This window comes from Streptomyces sp. NPDC005483 (genome assembly GCF_040606035.1).
In the GTDB taxonomy this organism is placed as follows: Bacteria; Actinomycetota; Actinomycetes; order Streptomycetales; family Streptomycetaceae; genus Streptomyces.
Map to the genome: position 1 here is coordinate 176,344 of NZ_JBEXEA010000016.1, position 19,395 is coordinate 195,738.

The 19,395-nt window shown below is 71.1% G+C and carries 17 protein-coding genes and 1 pseudogene; 14 read left to right on the forward strand and 4 right to left on the reverse strand.

Features of this window, described 5'->3' with window-relative positions; all coding sequences use genetic code 11:
* The first annotated feature begins 6 nt into the window (after positions 1–6).
* The 3 genes from ABZT06_RS29095 to hutI are packed head-to-tail and all read left to right on the forward strand — an operon-like array spanning position 7 to position 3,841.
* Positions 7–1,209, forward strand: a complete 1,203-nt coding sequence (locus tag ABZT06_RS29095; RefSeq protein ID WP_355747142.1) for an allantoate amidohydrolase — start codon at positions 7–9, stop codon at positions 1,207–1,209.
* Positions 1,206–2,567: a formimidoylglutamate deiminase gene (locus tag ABZT06_RS29100; protein WP_355747145.1), complete on the forward strand. Its 1,362-nt coding sequence runs from the start codon at positions 1,206–1,208 to the stop codon at positions 2,565–2,567. The genes ABZT06_RS29095 and ABZT06_RS29100 overlap by 4 nt, the downstream gene beginning before the upstream one ends.
* Complete coding sequence (gene hutI / locus ABZT06_RS29105; protein ID WP_355747148.1) at positions 2,564–3,841, forward strand: imidazolonepropionase; 1,278 nt, start codon at positions 2,564–2,566, stop codon at positions 3,839–3,841. The genes ABZT06_RS29100 and hutI overlap by 4 nt, the downstream gene beginning before the upstream one ends.
* A 27-nt stretch (positions 3,842–3,868) precedes the next feature.
* On the opposite strand, the gene ABZT06_RS29110 is transcribed toward hutI, so the two are convergent.
* On the reverse strand, positions 3,869–5,377 hold the full coding sequence (locus ABZT06_RS29110) for an RICIN domain-containing protein (protein WP_355747151.1): 1,509 nt from the start codon (positions 5,375–5,377) through the stop codon (positions 3,869–3,871).
* 178 nt (positions 5,378–5,555) lie between these two features.
* Positions 5,556–6,470, reverse strand: coding sequence for an RNA polymerase sigma factor SigF (locus tag ABZT06_RS29115; protein WP_355747154.1), 915 nt, complete (start codon positions 6,468–6,470; stop codon positions 5,556–5,558).
* 238 nt (positions 6,471–6,708) lie between these two features.
* Between ABZT06_RS29115 and ABZT06_RS29120 the strand changes: the two genes are divergently transcribed.
* The 5 genes from ABZT06_RS29120 to ABZT06_RS29140 all read left to right on the forward strand — a co-directional run bounded on the left by ABZT06_RS29120 (position 6,709) and on the right by ABZT06_RS29140 (position 11,225).
* Entirely contained in the window at positions 6,709–7,089 is a 381-nt protein-coding gene (locus ABZT06_RS29120) for an STAS domain-containing protein (protein ID WP_355747156.1), read from the forward strand.
* 226 nt (positions 7,090–7,315) lie between these two features.
* Complete coding sequence (locus ABZT06_RS29125; RefSeq protein WP_355747159.1) at positions 7,316–7,810, forward strand: ATP-binding protein; 495 nt, start codon at positions 7,316–7,318, stop codon at positions 7,808–7,810.
* A 131-nt stretch (positions 7,811–7,941) separates the two neighbouring features.
* Positions 7,942–8,637: an LPXTG cell wall anchor domain-containing protein gene (locus tag ABZT06_RS29130; protein WP_355747162.1), complete on the forward strand. Its 696-nt coding sequence runs from the start codon at positions 7,942–7,944 to the stop codon at positions 8,635–8,637.
* 225 nt (positions 8,638–8,862) lie between these two features.
* The gene (locus ABZT06_RS29135; protein WP_355747345.1) at positions 8,863–9,921 is read left to right on the forward strand and encodes a hypothetical protein; all 1,059 of its coding nucleotides are present in this window, start codon (positions 8,863–8,865) and stop codon (positions 9,919–9,921) included.
* 65 nt (positions 9,922–9,986) lie between these two features.
* Positions 9,987–11,225 carry a hypothetical protein gene (locus tag ABZT06_RS29140; protein WP_355747348.1) on the forward strand — a complete coding sequence of 413 codons (1,239 nt, stop codon included), beginning with the start codon at positions 9,987–9,989 and terminating at the stop codon, positions 11,223–11,225.
* Positions 11,226–11,317: 92 nt separating this feature from the next.
* On the opposite strand, the gene ABZT06_RS29145 is transcribed toward ABZT06_RS29140, so the two are convergent.
* Positions 11,318–12,862 (reverse strand): oligopeptide:H+ symporter, encoded by a 1,545-nt coding sequence (locus tag ABZT06_RS29145; protein ID WP_355747165.1) that lies wholly within the window; start codon positions 12,860–12,862, stop codon positions 11,318–11,320.
* Between the two features lie 297 nt (positions 12,863–13,159).
* Between ABZT06_RS29145 and ABZT06_RS29150 the strand changes: the two genes are divergently transcribed.
* Positions 13,160–13,837 carry a response regulator transcription factor gene (locus ABZT06_RS29150; RefSeq protein WP_007382513.1) on the forward strand — a complete coding sequence of 226 codons (678 nt, stop codon included), beginning with the start codon at positions 13,160–13,162 and terminating at the stop codon, positions 13,835–13,837.
* A 44-nt stretch (positions 13,838–13,881) separates the two neighbouring features.
* Positions 13,882–15,156: an ATP-binding protein gene (locus tag ABZT06_RS29155; RefSeq protein WP_355747169.1), complete on the forward strand. Its 1,275-nt coding sequence runs from the start codon at positions 13,882–13,884 to the stop codon at positions 15,154–15,156.
* 179 nt (positions 15,157–15,335) lie between these two features.
* On the opposite strand, the gene ABZT06_RS29160 is transcribed toward ABZT06_RS29155, so the two are convergent.
* Positions 15,336–15,851 carry a GtrA family protein gene (locus ABZT06_RS29160; RefSeq protein ID WP_355747172.1) on the reverse strand — a complete coding sequence of 172 codons (516 nt, stop codon included), beginning with the start codon at positions 15,849–15,851 and terminating at the stop codon, positions 15,336–15,338.
* A 178-nt stretch (positions 15,852–16,029) separates the two neighbouring features.
* Here ABZT06_RS29160 and ABZT06_RS29165 point away from each other — a divergent pair, with 178 nt between their 5' ends.
* From ABZT06_RS29165 to ABZT06_RS29180, 4 genes and pseudogenes are all read left to right on the forward strand, one after another.
* Positions 16,030–17,169, forward strand: a complete 1,140-nt coding sequence (locus tag ABZT06_RS29165; RefSeq protein ID WP_355747175.1) for a 5-(carboxyamino)imidazole ribonucleotide synthase — start codon at positions 16,030–16,032, stop codon at positions 17,167–17,169.
* Between the two features lie 20 nt (positions 17,170–17,189).
* The gene (gene purE / locus ABZT06_RS29170) at positions 17,190–17,687 is read left to right on the forward strand and encodes a 5-(carboxyamino)imidazole ribonucleotide mutase (protein ID WP_355747351.1); all 498 of its coding nucleotides are present in this window, start codon (positions 17,190–17,192) and stop codon (positions 17,685–17,687) included.
* Positions 17,684–18,871 carry a dipeptidase gene (locus ABZT06_RS29175; protein WP_355747178.1) on the forward strand — a complete coding sequence of 396 codons (1,188 nt, stop codon included), beginning with the start codon at positions 17,684–17,686 and terminating at the stop codon, positions 18,869–18,871. The genes purE and ABZT06_RS29175 overlap by 4 nt, the downstream gene beginning before the upstream one ends.
* Positions 18,872–19,063: 192 nt before the next feature.
* Positions 19,064–19,359: pseudogene (locus ABZT06_RS29180) on the forward strand (MerR family transcriptional regulator).
* The last annotated feature ends 36 nt before the right edge of the window (positions 19,360–19,395 follow it).

The following is a 19,395-nucleotide window of genomic DNA, read 5'->3' on the forward strand; positions in this document are numbered from 1 at the left end:
CACCAGATGTGGCGCGAGCTCCTGCCCATCGGCCGGCACCCCGACTCCCACGGCTACCGGCGGTTCGCCTGGACGGGGGCCGACACAGAATGCCGGGCCTGGTTCAAGGAGCAGGCCGAGGCCCGGGGACTGGCCTACGAGGTCGACCGCAACGGCAACCAGTGGGCCTGGCTCGGTGACCCCGCCGAGGGGGACGCCGTCGTCACCGGGTCGCACCTCGACTCGGTGCCCGACGGGGGCGCCTTCGACGGCCCCCTCGGAGTCGTGTCCTCCTTCGCCGCACTCGACGAACTCCGGGCCAGGCGGGCCGAGTTCGCCAAGCCCCTCGGCCTCGTCAACTTCGGTGACGAGGAGGGCGCCCGCTTCGGGCTCGCCTGCGTCGGATCGCGGCTCACCGCAGGGCAGCTCACCGTCGAAGGGGCGCACCGGCTGACCGACGGGCAGGGCGTCACGCTCCCGCGGGCCATGGAGGCCGCCGGGCACGACCCCGACGGCATCGGCGCCGACCCGGAGCGGCTCGCCCGCATCGGCGCCTTCGTCGAGCTGCACGTCGAGCAGGGCAGGGCGCTGGACCTCTCCGGCGACCGGGTCGGGATCGCGAGCGCCATCTGGCCGCACGGCCGCTGGCGGTTCGACTTCCGGGGCGAGGCCAACCACGCCGGCACCACCCGCCTCGTGGACCGCCGCGACCCCATGCTGTCGTACGCCGAGACCGTCCTCGCCGCCCGCCGCGAGGCCGAACTCGCCGGTGCCGTCGCCACCTTCGGCAAGATCGCCGTCGAGCCGAACGGCGTCAACGCCATCCCCTCCCTGGTGCGCGGCTGGCTCGACTCCCGCGCCGCCGACCAGAAGAGCCTCGACCAGGTGGTCGGCGGCGTCGAGAAGGCGGCCAGGGAGTACGCGGAGGCGCACGGCATCGAACTCGACGTGGTCCGGGAGTCCTTCACCCCCGTCGTCGAGTTCGACCACGCCCTGCGCGACGAACTCGCCCGCATCCTGGGCACCGGCACCGATCTCACGGTGCCCGTCCTGGGAACCGGCGCCGGACACGACGCCGGGATCCTCTCCGGGAACATCCCGACCGCCATGCTGTTCGTGCGCAACCCCACCGGCGTCTCGCACTCCCCGGCGGAGTTCGCCGCCGAGGACGACTGCGTGGCCGGAGTCCTCGCGCTCGCCGACGTACTGGAAGGGCTGGCCTGCAGGTGACCTTGAAGACGTACTGGATGGAGCACGCCTGGCTCGACACCCACGTCGAGCCGGGCGTGGCCGTGACGGTGTCGACCAGCGGCTCCGCCGCGGGGGCGGACGGCCGCGTCACCGCCGTCCGCACCGGCACCGACACCCCGCCCCCCGGCGCCGAGATCCTGCGCGGCCTGACCCTGCCGGGGCTGGCGAACACCCACTCGCACGCCTTCCACCGGGCCCTGCGCGGCACCGTCCAGGTCGGTTCCGGGACCTTCTGGACCTGGCGCGAGGTCATGTACGCCACCGCCGACCGCCTCACCCCCGACACCTACCGCGACCTCGCCCGTGCCGTGTACGCGGAGATGGCACTGGCGGGCGTCACGGCGGTCGGTGAGTTCCACTACCTGCACCACGCCCCCGGCGGCACTCCCTACGCCGACCCCAACGCCATGGGCGAGGCCCTGATCGAGGCCGCCGCCGACGCCGGCATCCGCATCACCCTCCTCGATACCGCCTACCTGTCCGCCGGCTTCGGACAGCCGCCCACCACCCACCAGCTCCGCTTCTCCGACGGCAGCGCGGACGCCTGGGCCGCACGCTGTTCAGTTCTCAAGGACCGGGATCACGCGCGGATCGGTGCGGCGATCCACTCCGTACGGGCCGTGCCAGCCGACCAGTTGGCGACCGTGGCGCGCTGGGCCGAGGAGCGGCGGGCCCCGCTCCACGTCCACCTGTCCGAGCAGACCGCCGAGAACGACGCGTGCCGTGCGGCCCACGGGTGCACGCCGGCCGAACTGCTCGCCGAGCACGGTGTCCTCGGGCCGCGCACCACCGGCGTCCACAACACCCACCTCACCGACGAGGACATCGCCCTGATCGGCGGCAGCGGCACCGGCACCTGCATGTGCCCGACGACCGAGCGGGACCTCGCCGACGGCATCGGACCGGCCGTGGCCCTCCAGCGGGCGGGCTCACCGCTGTCCCTCGGCTCCGACAGCCACGCCGTCATCGACCTGCTCGAAGAGGCACGCGCGATGGAGCTCGACGAGCGTCTGCGCACCCGCAGACGAGGTCACTGGACGGCGGCGGCCCTCCTGCGGGCGGCCTCGGCCGACGGCCACGCGGCCCTCGGCTGGGACGGCGCCGGCACCCTGGAGCCGGGCGCGCTCGCCGACTTCACCACCATCGCCCTCGACTCGGTCAGGACGGCAGGACCGCCTCCGCGGCTCGGGGCCGAGACGGCCGTATTCGCCGCGTCGGCAGCAGACGTGTCGCACACGGTCGTGGGAGGGCGGCACGTCGTACGGGACGGGGTCCACGCGCTGGTGCCGGATGTGCCGAAAGCCCTCGCGGACGCCGTCGCCGCGCTGCACGGATGAAGCACCGCAACCCGGGCGGCGAACCCGCCCCCACCGCAGACCAGGCCACCGAGGACGCCATGAGCAACGCGACGACCGTCAGCCCCGCCCACTCCGCGAGCACCGCGAGCACGCTCATCACCAACATCGCCGCCCTGGTCACCAACGACCCCTCCTCCGGTGACGGATCCCCCCTCGGACTGGTCCAGGACGCGGCCGTCGTCATCGAGGGCGACCGCGTCGTGTGGACCGGTGATCAAAGCAAAGCACCCGCCACTGACAATCGGGTCGACGCAGGTGGAAGGGCGGTCCTCCCCGGCTTCGTCGACTCCCACAGCCACCTCGTCTTCGCGGGCGACCGCACCCAGGAATTCAACGCCCGCATGTCGGGGCGGGCCTACAGCGCGGGCGGCATCCGTACGACGGTCGCGGCGACGCGGGCGGCGAGCGACGAGGAACTCGAACGCAACCTCACCCGCTACCTCGCCGAGGCCCTGCGCCAGGGCACGACGACCTTCGAGACCAAGTCCGGCTACGGCCTGACCGTCGAGGACGAGGCGCGGGCGCTGCGCATCGCCGCCGCCCACACCGACGAGGTCACCTACCTCGGCGCCCACATCGTGCCGCCGGACCACGCGGACGACCCCGCAAGCTACGTCTCCCTCGTCACCGGCGAGATGCTCGACGCCTGCGCCCCGTACGCCCGTTGGATCGACGTCTTCTGCGAGAAGGGCGCCTTCGACGGCGACCAGGCCCGCGCGATCCTCGCCGCCGGCAAGGCGAAGGGCCTGCACCCCCGCATCCACGCCAACCAGCTCTCCTACGGCCCCGGCGTCCAGCTGGCCGTCGAGCTGGACGCCGCCAGCGCCGACCACTGCACCCACCTCACGGCCGAGGACGTCGACGCCCTGGCGAACAGCCGTACGGTCGCCACGCTCCTGCCCGGCGCGGAGTTCTCCACGCGCGCCGAGTGGCCCAACGCCCGCCGCCTCCTGGACGCCGGCGTCACCGTCGCCCTGTCCACGGACTGCAACCCGGGTTCCTCCTTCACCTCCTCGGTCCCCTTCTGCATCGCCCTCGCGGTACGCGACATGCGGATGACCCCCGATGAGGCCCTCTGGTCGGCCACGGCGGGCGGGGCGGCAGCCCTCCGCCGCGACGACATCGGCCGCCTCACCCCGGGCGCCGTCGCCGACCTGATCCTCCTGGACGCCCCGAGCCATGTGCACCTGGCGTACCGGCCGGGGGTGCCACTGGTCAGCGGGGTGTGGCGGCGCGGCGTACGCGTCGTCTGAGCCACCAGCACGAGACGGCCGCGACGACTACGAGGCCCCCGCCCGCCACCGCTGCTCCGCACCCCCGGTCAACGGCTCCAGCGAGACCGTGTCCCCGCCCCCGGGTGTCACCCCCGTCGCGATGGCGATCGCCGGGCGGATCACCCCGTCGGGGTCGACCGTGAAGCGCAGGTTGTCGGCGTGGTCGCCTTCGACTGAGTCGCAGGACCAGATGCCGAGACCCTTGTCGACGTCGCCGCGGCTGTCGAGGCAGAAGTCGGGGTCGGCGTACGACTGGAGGACACCGCGGCCGGTGTCGACGCGCCAGCGCTGGGAGGCGGCCGAGGTGCAGGGGGCCGTGACGACGTCCGTGCCCTCGGAGAACCCCCCGGAGACGTCCAGGCAGCGGGCCGTGGAGACATTGACCACCTGGGCGTACGCGCCGCTCGGCGGGCGGAACGGGGGAGCGGACTTCCGGGGCGGCGCCGAACTCCTCGTGGGGGAGGGTGAGGGCGGCCTGCTCGTGGCGGACGCGGAGGGGGAGAGCGAGGGGGAGACCGTCGTCGTCACCGTCACCTGCGGTGGGCTGGGCAGCGCCCCGCCCACCGAAGCAGGGGGTGAGGTGGAGGCCGACGCGCCCGCCGGAGGGCCGTCCTCCTGCGAGACCAGGAACAGCAGCAGCGGCGCCACAGCCACTCCCAGCGCCGCCGAGGCCAGGACGAGTCGGCGTGGTCGCGGCCAGGTGCCGGACGGCGTGCGGGACCTGGCCCGTGGCCGGGTCTCCGGCTCGGCCGGGCCGTGTCCCGCGTACGCCGTCCCGCCCCATGGCAGCAGTCCCTCCGCCAGTGCCGCCCGCGGGGTGTCCCGCAGCGCGCACAGCTCCTCGTGAGCCGCCGTGCAGTGCGGGCAGCGGGCCATGTGGGCGTGCAGGTCGGTGCTGGGGCGGGGGTTGTCCGGTCGTACGGACTCCTCGATGAGGCGGTGGAAGTCCGCGCACCGGGGGTCGTCCGAGGCGGCGAGGCGGAACCTCAGGGACGTCCGGGCGAGGGCCTGCAGGGCCCCCTCCGTGCCGTAGAGCACGTCCTCGCGGGTGAGGCCCAGGTGGCCGGCGGTGCGGGACTCCGGTTCGCCCTCCACCAGGCCGTACCAGACGAGGCCCTGGGTGCGGGCCGGCAGGGACTCGAAGGCGGCGAGCATGGGCGGCACCGGGCCGCCGGGCCCCGCCGTGTTCAGGAGCAGCAGGACGCTCGGGTCCAGGCCCGCCGCCCGGTCGTCCCCGGCCCAGTCCGCCGCCGACCGTGCCGTCAGCAGCAGGAGCCGGTGGCGCCACGGGACGCCGGGGTCGACCCCGCGGGCCGTCTCCCGGGCGGCGAGGGTGAAGGTATGTGCGGCCAGCTGCCGGGCGGCGGACTCGCCGGCCGTGCAGAGCCGGGCGTAGGCCAGGACCGCGGGCTGGTGGCGGGCGCGGAGCTCCAGCAGGGCCGCGTACGCCGTGGCCGTGTCGGCGCGCAGCAGCTCCGTGAGCCGGGCGTCGGACGCCCCGTCGGGGCGAGTCATGCGCACCCTCCTCCTGACGTACCGGCCAGTCTGTGAGGGACCATAGTGGGGGAAGCAAACCCCTGGGGAAAGGGTTTCGCCGGGTAATCAAGCCGGTGATCAAGAGGTGCCGTGGACGCACGGTGCCCGGTGTCCCACCGGACACCGGGCACACGCGCAGGTCAGCAGTGCCGACGCGTCACTCCTCGACGGTCAGGCCCTTCCGCAGGCGCACCAGGGTCCGCGACAGCAGCCGCGAGACATGCATCTGCGAGATCCCGAGCTCGTCGCCGATCTCCGACTGGGTCATGCCCGCGACGAAGCGCAGCGAGAGGATCTGGCGGTCCCGGGAGGGAAGTTCGGCGATGAGCGGCTTCAGGGACTCGACGTACTCGATTCCCTCGAGCCCGTGGTCCTCGTAACCGATCCGGTCGGCCAGCGCGCCCTCGGAGTCGTCCTCCTCCGGCTGGGCGTCCAGCGAGGAGGCGGTGTACGCGTTGGACGCCGCCATGCCCTCGACGACCTCCTCCTTCGACAGCCCGAGGCGTTCGGCGAGCTCGCCCACGGTGGGGGCGCGGTCGAGCTTCTGGGCCAGCTCGTCGCCGGCCTTGGCCAGGTCGAGCCGGAGCTCCTGGAGGCGGCGCGGCACCCGCACCGACCAGGACGTGTCACGGAAAAAGCGCTTGATCTCGCCCACGATGGTTGGCATCGCGAAGGTGGGGAACTCCACACCCCGGCTGAGTTCGAAGCGGTCGATCGCCTTGATCAGGCCGATGGTGCCGACCTGGATGATGTCCTCCATCGGCTCACTGCGGGAGCGGAACCGGGAGGCGGCGAACTTGACCAGGGCGAGGTTCAGTTCGACGAGCGTGTTGCGGACGTACGAATATTCGTGCGTGCCCTCCTCCAGCGACTCCAGCCGCGCGAAGAGGGTCTTGGAGAGGGCTCGCGCGTCCACGGCCCCCACCTCTTCGAAGGGTGGGATGTCCGGAAGCCCGGCGAGCACATCGCCTTCGCTGTCCTGCTCGATGGGATTCAGATGTTCCGGGGGGGATGTCGACGTCGCCTGATGGGTATGCGAGGCGTCGAGCCGGGGTGACATGATGTCCTCCATCGTTCTCGGCATAAGGCTGCCGAAGCCAGTTCGTGCACTGCGGTGTGCGGCGCCTCCAAAGCCGGCCGTGTCGAGTTCGTGTCTCTACTAGCCCTACCCGGTTTCCCGACACGACCGCAAGTGTGTTATGTGCGGTTATGTCCGTTTGCGTGTGATTGTTCGGGTGTCGGAGGGTGTGGAGAAGGCGTAGTGTTCGAGGGCGTCATCAGCAGCCACGACGTCGGGAGAGAGAGACGGCATGGACCGCGGGACGGTCGGCAGCGCACAGTCTGGCCGGCTTCTGGTTGAAGTGCGGCAAGAGGGCTCCAGCGCCGTCGTGACTCCAGCAGGTGAGTTGGATCACCACACGGCCGATTTGTTGCGTGAGCCACTCGAGGAGTGCCTCGCCAAGGGGAAGAGCCGGCTTGTCGTCGACTGCACACGGCTGGAGTTCTGTGACTCCACCGGACTGAATGTGCTGCTGGGGGCACGGCTGAAGGCCGAGGCGGCGGGGGGTGGCGTACACCTTGCGGGCATGCTGCCGGTCGTGGCACGGGTCTTCGAGATCACGGGCGCCGACGCGGTCTTCACGGTGCACGACACCCTGGAGGAAGCCCTGGCCGGCGAGTCCGGCGAATGAGGCGGCGGAGTCGGGCGGCGGCCCCGGTGGCCCCGCTCGTGTCCCGTTCGTCTCCTCCGGCCGGTGTCCACCGGGTGTCACACCTCCCGTGGCGGACATACGTCCCGAATGGAGGGGTGTTCTACCGGCCCGCTCGGGCAGGAGACATCCGTAACGACTGTTCGGTGCGCGACCATGCAGTGACGTTGTGAATCGTGAACCGGTGAATCGGTGAGGTGAAGCGCTGATGAGCACCACCCGGCCCTACTCGCCGGGCGACCGTGACCCGGAGCCCGGCGTGGAGCCTGGCGGCGAGGCCGAGGCGCCGACGGGACGGCAGGTCCGCCGGCTGAGCTTCGAGGGGGAGAGCGGGGTCGTCCCGCTCGCGCGCGACTTCACCCGGCAGGCGCTGCAGGCGTGGGGGTGGCTGCCGGCGGCGTCCGCGGACCGGCGGGCCGTGACGGAGGACGTGCTCCTCGTCGTCTCCGAGCTGGTGACGAACGCGTGTCTCCACGCGGAGGGCCCCGACCAGATGTGGATCTCCAGTGACAACAAGGTGATCCGGGTCGAGGTCGCGGACCGGGGGACCGGACAGCCGGCACCGCGCACTCCGCACCAGGCCGGGCGGCCCGGCGGGCACGGCATGTTCATCGTGCAGCGGCTCTCCCTGGACTGGGGGGTCGTACGGGCTCCCGGAGTGTCCGGCAAGACCGTGTGGGCGGAGCTCGGAGCACCCGCCTAGCCCCGTCCGGCGCGCACCCGCCGTCGTCCCCACAGTTCCGACACTTACTTTCTCTTCCTTCCTCTGGTGCCCCGGCGTACCTTGACGGCCGATCTGATGTGCCGTCAGGAACGAGTAAGGGGAGCGGAACCGTGTCGTACCCGAAACGAAGCGCCGCGCTCGCGTCCGTCGCGGCCCTGGCCGGCTCGGCGGTGCTGATGGCCGCCCCCGCTGCCCGTGCCGAGGTCGTGAGCGTCAACTACCAGTGCAAGACGCCCATCGGTGACAAGAGCGCCGTCTCGCCCATCGACATCGCGGGCGTCAAGAGCGGCGGCGGCTACAAGATCACCATGTCCTGGCAGAAGGGCGTCTCCTCCAGCCCGGTCGATCTCGGCAAGGGGGCGATGAACCCGAGCGCCACCATCAAGCTGGGCGGCGCGGACAGCGGGACGATGAACGTGACGGGCCCCGCCAACCAGGCGACCGTCCCCGCGAACACCCCCATCAAGATCAACGACCTGACCGGGACGTACAGCCCGAAGAAGACCGGCAAGGTCACCTTCACCCCGGGTGTCCTCACCATCAAGGCGCTCGGTACGACCACCACCTGCACGCCGACCAACAGCCCCGGGGCCGCACTGACCCTGGACGTCACCGCCGCCTCGGGCTCCTCCGGCGGCGGCACCCGGAGCGACGGCGACAGCGGCTCCGGCGCCGCACTCCCGCAGACCGGCCCCGCGGACTCGGCGATCGCCCTCGGCACGCTCGGCGGCACGGTGCTGCTCGCCGGTGCCGCGGGCACGCTGTGGCTGACCCGGCGCAACCAGGCGGCCCGCGCGCGCCGCTGAGCGGTCCGGTCCGCTCTCGTACGGCAGCCGGGGCGGGACCGACACGCCCCACGGCGTGGCGGCCGGGGGCGGTTGGTTCGCCGTACGGCGGCCAGGGAGCCGCACCACCGGGCACCTGCGAAGCGACCGGGTCCACCACGAATCCCCGCCCGAATCCCCGTGTACGGAAGCCGAGTTGACGGGAGCGACGACGTGAGCCCGAGCGGCAAGGTGCGGTGGGCGGCGATGGTGGCGGTGCTCGCGCTGCTGCTCGCGCCCCTGGCGGGGACGGCGGCCGCGGCGGACAGGCCCCGTGTGCAGCTGTCCAAGTCCCAGGCGGGGACCGGCGGTTCGATCACCGTGAGCGGCAGCGGATGGCGAGTGCGGGCCCTGCTGATGATCCTGGTCTGCGGACAGGCGGTGCCGTCGCGCGGGGTGCCGGGCGGCACCAACTCCTGCGCCAACGCGGACGGCCGGGCCGTCACCACGGACGCGAAAGGACGCTTCAGCAGGAAGCTGCCCGTCGCCGAGCCGCCGGTGCCCTGTCCCTGCGTGGTCCACGTGGCCACAGTGACCGGGGCGAAGGCCGAGGCCGACGCGATCTTCCAGGTCGCCGGGCACGCCGTGGAACCGCTGCCCGCGCAGACGGACGGCGGGCGGCTGTCCGTCCTCACCGACACCCGGCTCGACGGCTCCGGCTCCCTGCTGACCTGGTTCGGGGCGCCCCCCGCCCGCACTCTCGTCTTCACCGTCGGCAACGTAGGCACCTCCGCCGTCAAGAACCCCGTCTTCCAGGTCGGCACCGCACACGGCGTGTTCGCCCCGCAGTGGGAGGAACAGCAGTGGCGCGGCACGATCCGGCCGGGCGGCAAGGCGCGGATCGAACTTCCCGTCGAGCTCACCGGCGGCGCGCACGGCGAGTACACCGTCTCGCTGAAGTACGGCGGCAAGGTGCTGGCCGAGCAGCCCTGGGACGTGGGCCGCCCCTGGGGCGTGACCCTGTTCTGGCTCCTGGTCTGCCTGGTCGTGCCGGCGGCACTGTTCCGCATCGGCATGGCGGTGGTGGACCGGGTGCGGCCCCGGCCCGCCGGAGGCCTGCGGCACCGCGGCCTGCGACTGCCCGAACTCGCCCTGCGCCTACCGGGGTTCAGGCCCTCCACGGCCGCGCACGCGGCCACCCCGACGCCCACCCTGCCGTGGTTCACCCCGGACGCCGATCCGGGCGCGGCCGGTGGCCGGCTCTCCGCACCGCACGACGACTGCCCGACGAGTCCCACGACTCCCACCAGAGAGGGTTCCACGTGAGCAAGCGAAGGAGAGTCACGCCGGCCGACGGGCCGAGAAGAGCGGGCGCGGCCGGTGCCGCGCTGGTGCTGGCCGGGGCGGGCGCGGTGCTCGGCCTCGCCGCCGCACCGGCCCAGGCCGCCGAGGTGTCGTTCGCGACCCGGTGCGTGCCGCCCGCGGGCGTCGGACTCGACCCCGTCAACGGCACCACCAAGGTCGAGATCACCGCGCCGGCCGGCGCGAAGGTCGGCGACGCGATCGACGTGGTGTGGAAGTTCACGCAGGCCGCGTCGAAGAACCCGAACATCATCGACCTGCCCGCCGACTCGGTCCAGCCGACCGGCACGTTGAAGGCGTCCGGCGCGCAGAGCGCCGACATCGCGATGACCGGCCCGCGCGAGAACCCGGCCATCCCCAAGGGCGGCGACATGGTGCTGTCCGACATGAAGGGCACCCTGAAGCTGACGGCGGCCGGGAAGCTCACGCTGACACCGGGCGCCTACACGGTGAACGCGATGGGGACGAACACGGTGTGCACGCCGACGGAGACGGTGCCGGCGGCGGGGACGATCGACGTGGCCGCGGGGGACGGTACGCCGACACCGACACCGGATCCGACGGACACCCCCACCCCCACCCCGACCGACACGGCCACGGCGGCCCCGAGCGACTCCCCGTCCTCCTCGTCCTCCTCCGACGACGGCCAGACCGACTTCACCGGCAAGGCGGTCGACATCCCCTACACCTGCCAGTCGCCCCTCGGCGAGAAGAAGGCCACCTCCACGATCCAGATCAACGCCAAGAAGAACGGCGGCAGTTACGGCCTGACCGTGCAGTTCAAGAACTCCCCCATGGACAGCCCCGCCGACATCCCCGCGGACTCGGTCAAGCCCTCCATGGACGTGGTCCTGGGCGGCGCCGACAAGGGCTCGGTCCACGTCGAGGGCCCCACCAACTCCGGGGCCATCAAGTCGGGCGACCCGATAGAGATCCCGGACATGACGGGCACGTACAAACCGGGCGCGACCGGTGAGTCGACCTTGTCGCCGGGTGTCCTGACGATCAAGGCCCTGGGCACGACCACGACCTGCAAGCCGGACAGTACGGCGGTCTCCCTGACCCTGACCACGGAAGAGCAGGAGGGCGGGGCGTCGGGCGGTTCGTCGAGCTCAGGAGGCACGAGCGGTTCGTCGACCAGTGGCGGTCTGGCGGCGACGGGCGCGGACGACCACGGGGCCCTGAAGGCGCTCGGCCTGGTGGCGGGAACGGCGGTGCTGCTGGGGGCGGCCGTGTTCACGTTCATGCCTGGAAGGCGGACCAGGTAGGTCACTTCAGTGGCACGCACAGCACGGAAAACTACGGGGCCGTCGGAACCCACGCGGATTCCGACGGCCCCGTAGTTTCAGATCTGCTCAGCTCAGCGAACGTCCCCCATGAGGGACTTCACCTTGCGCCGGTACATCCACACCGCGAACCCGGCGAGAGCCGCGAGCGCGGCCTCCCCGAACACCGCGGACGTCCCGCTGAGATCGGCCCCGGCGATCGCCGGGTTGGACAGCAGGCTGGTGATCGAGTCGCCCGCGGTGACCGCGAGGAACCAGACACCCATCATCTGCGAGGCGTACTTCGCGGGAGCCATCTTCGTCGTCACCGACAGGCCCACCGGGGACAGGCACAGCTCACCCACGGTCTGGATGAAGTAGATGCCCACCAGCCACATCGGGCTGACCGCGGTGCCGTTCGCCGCCATCGCGATCGGGATGAGGAAGAAGAAGAACGAGACACCGACCAGGACCAGGCCCATCGCGAACTTCACGATGGTGCTCGGCTCCTTGCCCTTGCGGTTCAGCCACACCCACAGCCAGGCGAAGACCGGGGCCAGCGCCATGATGAACAGCGGGTTCAGCGACTGGTACCAGGAGGTCGGGAAGTCGAAGCCGAGCAGCGAGCCGGCCGTCTTCTGGTCGTTCGAGCCGAACGCCTGGACCGTGGACGCGCCCTGGTCGTAGATCATCCAGAACACGGCGGCCGCGACGAAGAACCAGATGTAGCCGGACATCTTCGACTGCTCGCCGGCCGTCAGCTCCTTGTCCCGCTTGATGCGCAGCAGCACACCCGCCGGGACGAGCAGACCGATGACGGTGAGCGGGATCATCGCCCAGTTCAGCGTGAAGTGGCCGGTGAAGCCGACGACGCCGTAGAAGACGGTCGCGGCGATCACCCAGAACAGGCCCTTGCGCAGCCAGGCCGCGCGCTCCTCGGCCGCCAGGGGCTTGGGGACGACGTTGCTGATCGGGCTCAGGTTGCGGGTGCCGAGCAGGAACGCGGCCAGACCGATCGCCATGCCGACCGCGGCGATGCCGAAGCCGAGGTGCCAGCTGACCTCCTGGCCGACCGTGCCGATGGCCAGGGGGGCGAAGAAGGCACCGGCGTTGATGCCCATGTAGAAGATCGTGAAGCCGCCGTCGCGGCGCGGGTCGTCCGGGCCGTCGTAGAGGTGGCCGACCATCGTGGAGATGTTGGCCTTGAGCAGACCGGAACCGGCTGCGACGAGCGCGAGTCCGGCGAAGAACGGCGCCTGGCCGCCGGGCACCGCCAGGGTGAGATGGCCGGCCATGATCGTGACGGCGGCGATGGCCACCGTCTTGCGGGGCCCCCAGACGCGGTCGCCGAGCCAGCCGCCGGGCATGGCGAGCAGATAGACCATCGCCGAGTAGACGGAGACGATCACGGTGGTGGTCGCCAGGTCCATCGCGAGGCCGCCGCCCATGCTGCCCTTGCCGGCGTCGGGGCCGCCGGAGAGCAGATAGACGGTGAGCAGGGCCTTCATCCCGTAGTAGGAGAACCTCTCCCACATCTCGGTCAAGAAGAGTGTGGCCAGTCCGCGGGGGTGGCCGAGGAAGGCTTTGTCGGAACCGGGGGTGCCCGGAGTCACCGAGTCCTTCGTCAGGCTGGACGCCATGGTCGTTCCTTGCTGGTGGGGATCACCGCACACAAAAGAGACCTTCAGCGACGGATGCGCGCCAAAGGTCCCCACGATGCGACAGGCATTGAATTCACCATACGACAGGATACTGACGGAAATGGAAGGACTTGAGAGGTGAATCACAGGTGCCCGAGGAACCGTACACCTGGTTTCTAAGGTCCTTACACAATTGGCACCGCATAGTCACAGGTTCACACCAGATCCGTGAAAGGTAAGAACCAGTCGGTTGCGATCACACCCCAGCATCTGTCAAGAGCGGTCTACCATCAGCTCATGACCCGTGTACTGCTCGCCGAGGACGATGCGTCCATTTCGGAGCCGCTGGCCCGCGCCCTGCGCCGGGAAGGGTACGAGGTCGAGGTGCGTGAGGACGGACCCACCGCACTCGACGCCGGAATGCAGGGCGGTATCGACCTGGTCGTCCTCGACCTGGGTCTGCCCGGCATGGACGGCCTCGAGGTGGCCCGCCGACTGCGCGCCGAGGGCCACGCCGTACCGATCCTCATCCTGACCGCCCGCGCCGACGAGGTGGACACCGTCGTCGGTCTCGACGCGGGCGCCGACGACTACGTGACCAAGCCCTTCCGGCTCGCCGAGCTGCTCGCCCGGGTCCGGGCCCTGCTCCGGCGCGGGGCGGCCGAGCCCGCGCAGCCGCCGGCCACCCACGGGGTGCGGATCGACGTCGAGTCGCACCGGGCGTGGATGGGCGACGAGGAACTGCAGCTGACCGCCAAGGAGTTCGACCTGCTGCGGGTCCTGGTGCGGGACGCCGGCCGCGTGGTGACCCGGGACCAGCTGATGCGCGAGGTCTGGGACACCACGTGGTGGTCGTCGACCAAGACCCTCGACATGCACATCTCCTGGCTCCGCAAGAAGCTCGGCGACGACGCGGCCAACCCGCGGTACATCGCGACGGTACGAGGCGTGGGCTTCCGCTTCGAGAAGAGCTGAACCCCGGGTACCCGTCGGGGTATCCGCCTGGCAGGTAAGAGGACATGCGCCGTCGACTGATCCAGTCCACGCTCGCCGTGGTGCTCGTGGTGATCGCCGTCTTCGGCGTCTCCCTCGTCATCGTCGAGACCCGCACCATCAGCAACAGCGCGCAGGAGCGGGTCGACTCCGAGGCGATCCGGCTGGCCGGCATCGTGGACAGCCGGCTGTTCGCCGCGGAGGACGTGACCGCGGAGATCCTGCGCGACCAGGTCGGACCCGACCGCCACGCCGTGATCCGGATCTCCGGTCAGCCACCGATCGAGGTCGGCGCCAAGCCTTCCGGCCAGGTCATCAGCTCCACGGAGAAGGGCGAGGAGGGCGAGACGGTCACCGTGCAGGAGCCGCGCTCCTCGGTGACCCGGGAGGTCGGCCGTACGCTCCTGATCATCGGCCTGGTGGCGCTGCTCGCGGTGATCGCCGCGGTGCTCCTCGCGATCCGCCAGGCCAACAAGCTGGCCTCGCCGCTGACCGACCTCGCCGAGACCGCGGAACGCCTCGGTTCGGGCGACCCGCGGCCCCGGCACAAGCGCTACGGCGTCCCCGAGCTGGACCGGGTCGCCGATGTGCTGGACTCCTCGGCCGAGCGCATCGCGCGCATGCTGACGGCGGAACGGCGCCTGGCCGCCGACGCCTCCCACCAGCTCCGTACGCCCCTGACCGCGCTCTCGATGCGCCTGGAGGAGATCACCCTCACCGACGACCCGGACACGGTGAAGGAGGAGGCGAACGTCGCACTCACCCAGGTGGAGCGGCTGACGGACGTGGTCGAGCGGCTGCTGACGAACTCCCGTGACCCCCGGGCGGGCAACGCGGTCACCTTCGACCTCGACGAGGTCATCCAGCAGCAGCTGGCGGAGTGGCGGCCCGCGTACCGCAGTGCGGGCCGGGCGATCGTGAGCTCCGGCAAACGCCACCTCACGGCCGTGGGCACGCCGGGCGCGGTGGCACAGGTCCTCGCGGCGCTGATCGAGAACTCCCTCATGCACGGCGGCGGCACGGTGGCGCTGCGCACCCGCGTCACCGGCAACCAGGCCGTCATCGAGGTCACCGACGAGGGCCCCGGCGTCCCCGCCGACCTCGGGGCACGGATCTTCGAGCGCACGATCAGCGGCCGCAACTCCACGGGTATCGGCCTCGCGGTCGCCCGGGACCTGGCGGAGGCCGACGGCGGCCGTCTGGAGATGCTCCAGGCCCAGCCCCCGGTCTTCGGCCTGTTCCTCTCCCGCACGCCGCTGAAGTCGGCGGTGCTGGACGACGACGAGCCGATGGTGCGGTGAGCTGCGCGGCTTGAGCGGTGGCGGGTCGGTGGGGGCGGGGGTGGCTGGTCGGGTGCGGGCTGGTGGGGGCGGGCGTTTTTGCGCAGTTCCCCGCGCCCCTGAGCCGCTCCCGGCGCCCGTCTCGCAGTGCGCTCCGCGGAACCTCGTGCCACCCCGTCCCCGCCCGGAGTGCGTGAGCGTCAGAGGACTCGCTGGCGTGGTCGGAGTTTCCTGGCCGCACCCTGCTCCGCCTCCTCCAGGAAGGACTCCGCGCTCGCCACGGCCTCGCGGGCCGGGAGGGCCTTGAAGACCCAGCTGCGGTAGGACCAGAAGCGGAAGAGGGTGGCGATGCCGATGCCGACGAACTTGAAGATGTTGCTCTGCAGGGGGCTGTCCCAGCCGAAGCCGTAGGTCGCGGCGTACAGGATGCCGTTCTCGATGACCAGGCCGACGACGCTGAACAGCAGGAACAGGGTCAGTTCCTTCGTACGGCCGCTCTTGTCGCGGTCACGGTACGTGAAGTAACGGAACCCTATGTAGTTGAAGACGATCGACACGACCGTGGCGACGACGCTCGCCCGGACCACGGGAAGGTCGGTGAGGTGCCGGACGACGTTGAACACGACGAGGTTGACGAGGAGCCCCGCTCCGCCCACCGCGCCGAACTTGGCGACCTCGCGAACGATCCTTTGCAGCCCTGAGGAACCATGTCCCATGGTTGTACAGTCCCCCAGTCGGGTCGGTCGGTCGAGTGATTTCGTCAACTCGGCCATGCTAACCATCCCCTCTACCCGTTGCCTGTGGATGAACTCACACACAGGGAAACAAGCTGGTAAGAGGACCGGTAAGAGGCGCGGAATCCGGCCGCCGTGGCGTGACCGATACCCTGGGGTCGTGACGTTCCCCGTAGTCGGCATGGTCGGCGGAGGCCAGCTCGCTCGTATGACACACGAGGCAGGCATCCCGCTCGGCATCAGGTTCAAGCTCCTCAGTGACACCCCTCAGGATTCCGCGGCGCAGGTGGTGAGCGACGTCGTCATCGGCGACTATCGCGACCTCGACACGCTGCGTGAGTTCGCGCGCGGGTGCGATGTGATCACCTTCGATCACGAACACGTACCCACCGAGCACCTCAGAGCCCTGGAGGCGGACGGCATCCCCGTGCGCCCCGGCCCCGACGCGCTCGTGCACGCCCAGGACAAGGGCGTGATGCGCGCGCGGCTCGACGCGATCGGCGTCCCGTGCCCACGGCACCGGATCGTCAGCGACCCCGAGGACGTGGCGGCCTTCGCGGAAGAGGGCGACGGTTTCCCCGTCGTGCTCAAGACCGTCCGCGGCGGCTACGACGGCAAGGGCGTGTGGGTCGTGGACTCCGTCGAGGAGGCCGCCGACCCCTTCCGGGCCGGTGTGCCGGTCCTCGCCGAGGAGAAGGTCGACTACGTCCGCGAGCTCGCCGCCAACGTCGTACGGTCGCCGCACGGCCAGGCCGTCGCCTACCCGGTCGTCGAGTCCCAGCAGGTCAACGGCGTCTGCGACACCGTGATCGCCCCCGCGCCCGACCTGGACGAGACGCTCGCGCTCAGGGCCGAGGAGATGGCGCTCAACATCGCCAAGGAACTGGACGTCGTCGGCCACCTCGCCGTCGAGCTGTTCCAGACCCGCGACGGCCGCATCCTCGTCAACGAGCTCGCGATGCGCCCGCACAACTCGGGCCACTGGTCGATGGACGGCGCGATCACCTCGCAGTTCGCCAACCACGTCCGGGCCGTCCTGGACCTCCCGCTCGGCGACCCGCGCCCCCGCGCGAAGTGGACCGTCATGGTCAACGTCCTCGGCGGCGACTTCCCCGACATGTACTCCGCGTACCTGCACTGCATGGCCCGCGACCCCAAGCTGAAGATCCACATGTACGGCAAGGACGTGAAGCCCGGCCGCAAGGTGGGCCACGTCAACACCTACGGCGACGACCTGGACGACGTTCTCGAACGCGCACGTCACGCTGCCGGCTACCTGAGAGGCACGATCACCGAATGAGCCCCGTTGTAGGCATCGTCATGGGTTCGGACAGCGACTGGCCCGTCATGGAGGCCGCCGCCCAGGCCCTCGACGAGTTCGAGATCGCGTACGAGGTCGACGTCGTCTCCGCGCACCGCATGCCGCGCGAGATGATCGCGTACGGCGAGCAGGCGGCCGAGCGCGGCCTGAAGGCGATCATCGCGGGGGCCGGGGGAGCCGCCCACCTCCCGGGCATGCTCGCCTCGGTCACCCCCCTCCCGGTGATCGGCGTGCCGGTGCCGCTGAAGTACCTCGACGGCATGGACTCGTTGCTCTCCATCGTGCAGATGCCGGCCGGTGTTCCCGTCGCGACCGTCTCCGTCGGCGGCGCCCGCAACGCCGGTCTGCTCGCGGCCCGCATCCTCGCCACGCACGACGAGGAACTCCTCGGCCGTATGCGGGAGTTCCAGCAGGAGCTGAACGACCAGGCCACCGAGAAGGGCAAGCGCCTGCGATCCAAGGTCGAGGGCTCCAACGGCTTCGGCTTCGGCAAGTGACCGCCCTGTCGCCGCTGGAGACGGCCCGGGAACTCCTGCGTGAGTTCCCGGTCGTCGACGGCCACAACGACCTGCCGTGGGCGCTGCGCGAACAGGTCCGCTACGACCTCGACGCCCGTGACATCGCCACCGACCAGTCGGCCCACCTGCACACCGACCTGGCGCGGCTGCGGGCCGGCGGGGTCGGGGCGCAGTACTGGTCGGTGTACGTCCGCTCGGACCTGCCCGGCGCGGTACCGGCGACGCTGGAACAGATCGACTGCGTACGGCAGTTGATCGCGCGGTACCCCGCGCAGTTGCGGGCCGCGCTCACCGCCGCGGACATGGAGGCGGCGCGCGCGGAAGGCCGTATCGCCTCCCTCATGGGGGCCGAAGGCGGCCATTCCATCGCCAACTCCCTCGCCACGCTACGCGCGTTGTACGCGCTCGGCGTGCGCTACATGACCCTCACCCACAACGACAACGTGGACTGGGCGGACTCGGCGACGGACGAACCCGGCGTCGGGGGGCTCTCCGCCTTCGGTCGTGCGGTGGTGCGGGAGATGAACCGCGAGGGCATGCTCGTGGACCTCTCGCACGTGGCGGCGACGACCATGCGGGACGCGCTGGACGCGAGCGAGGCGCCGGTGATCTTCTCGCACTCCTCCGCGCGGGCGGTGTGCGACCACCCGCGCAACATCCCGGACGACGTGCTGGAACGCCTCCCGTCCAACGGTGGCATGGCCATGGTGACCTTCGTCCCGAAGTTCGTCCTCCAGGCCGCCGTCGACTGGACGGCTGCGGCCGACGAGAACATGCGCGAGCACGGCTTCCACCACCTCGCGACCACCCCGGAGGCGATGAAGGTGCACCGCGCCTTCGAGGAGCGCACCCCGCGCCCGGTCGCCACGGTCGCGACCGTCGCCGATCACCTGGACCACATGCGCGAGGTGGCCGGCGTGGACCACATCGGCATCGGCGGCGACTACGACGGCACGGCGTTCACCCCGGACGGCCTCGGCGACGTCTCCGGTTACCCGAACCTGATCGCCGAGCTCCTCGACCGAGGCTGGTCCCGCACCGACCTCGCCAAGCTGACCTGGCAGAACGCGGTACGGGTGCTCGGCGCGGCGGAGGACGTGGCAAGGGAGCTCCGGACGACGCGGGGGCCGTCCAACGCGACGATCGGAGAACTGGACGCCTGAACCTCGACCGTGTGTGAGTGGTCGGTGGGGTCAGGGTTCGACGGGGTTGAGCGGGGCTCCGAGGCGAAGTCGGGTGAGCAGGGTCCGTGTCGGCGAGGAAGGGGCGGCCGAGGGCGATCAGGTCGGCGCCGGTGGCCAAAGCTCCTCGGACGCGCGGCCCACGGCCTCTGTGGTCGGTTCGCCGAGGACGGGGTGGAGGTAGGCGAGGCCCAGGGCCTGCTGCGAACCGGCCATACGTCAGGCGGCCACCGTCACTACCCGGAGGCGGCCGTCGACAGGGTCATCCGGATCCAGGAGCTGTACGCGGCAGGATCGCGCAGCCGTCGCCGTGCATGCGGGACGCGGACGGGGGGCCGTCCGCCGTTGCGACGCCTCGCCCGGTCTCCGACCTCGCGGAGGAACGTGACCGCGTCGACCGTATGATCGCCGATCTGATGCGCTCCCGGGACACCCCGGACGAGGTCATCGAGGCGGCGCGCGGCACCTGATCCGCCGTACCCCCGAACGCCCCGCCCACCAGGAAG

Bases quoted from the DNA above. Each gene is read 5' to 3' on its own strand.
- ABZT06_RS29095 (WP_355747142.1), top strand. From the start codon at position 7: ATGTGGCGCGAGCTCCTGCCCATCGGCCGGCACCCCGACTCCCACGGC.
- hutI (WP_355747148.1), top strand. From the start codon at position 2,564: ATGAAGCACCGCAACCCGGGCGGCGAACCCGCCCCCACCGCAGACCAG.
- ABZT06_RS29110 (WP_355747151.1), bottom strand. From the start codon at position 5,377: ATGACTCGCCCCGACGGGGCGTCCGACGCCCGGCTCACGGAGCTGCTG.
- ABZT06_RS29115 (WP_355747154.1), bottom strand. From the start codon at position 6,470: ATGGAGGACATCATGTCACCCCGGCTCGACGCCTCGCATACCCATCAG.
- ABZT06_RS29120 (WP_355747156.1), top strand. From the start codon at position 6,709: ATGGACCGCGGGACGGTCGGCAGCGCACAGTCTGGCCGGCTTCTGGTT.
- ABZT06_RS29125 (WP_355747159.1), top strand. From the start codon at position 7,316: ATGAGCACCACCCGGCCCTACTCGCCGGGCGACCGTGACCCGGAGCCC.
- ABZT06_RS29135 (WP_355747345.1), top strand. From the start codon at position 8,863: ATGGTGGCGGTGCTCGCGCTGCTGCTCGCGCCCCTGGCGGGGACGGCG.
- ABZT06_RS29145 (WP_355747165.1), bottom strand. From the start codon at position 12,862: ATGGCGTCCAGCCTGACGAAGGACTCGGTGACTCCGGGCACCCCCGGT.
- ABZT06_RS29150 (WP_007382513.1), top strand. From the start codon at position 13,160: ATGACCCGTGTACTGCTCGCCGAGGACGATGCGTCCATTTCGGAGCCG.
- ABZT06_RS29155 (WP_355747169.1), top strand. From the start codon at position 13,882: ATGCGCCGTCGACTGATCCAGTCCACGCTCGCCGTGGTGCTCGTGGTG.
- ABZT06_RS29160 (WP_355747172.1), bottom strand. From the start codon at position 15,851: ATGGGACATGGTTCCTCAGGGCTGCAAAGGATCGTTCGCGAGGTCGCC.
- purE (WP_355747351.1), top strand. From the start codon at position 17,190: ATGGGTTCGGACAGCGACTGGCCCGTCATGGAGGCCGCCGCCCAGGCC.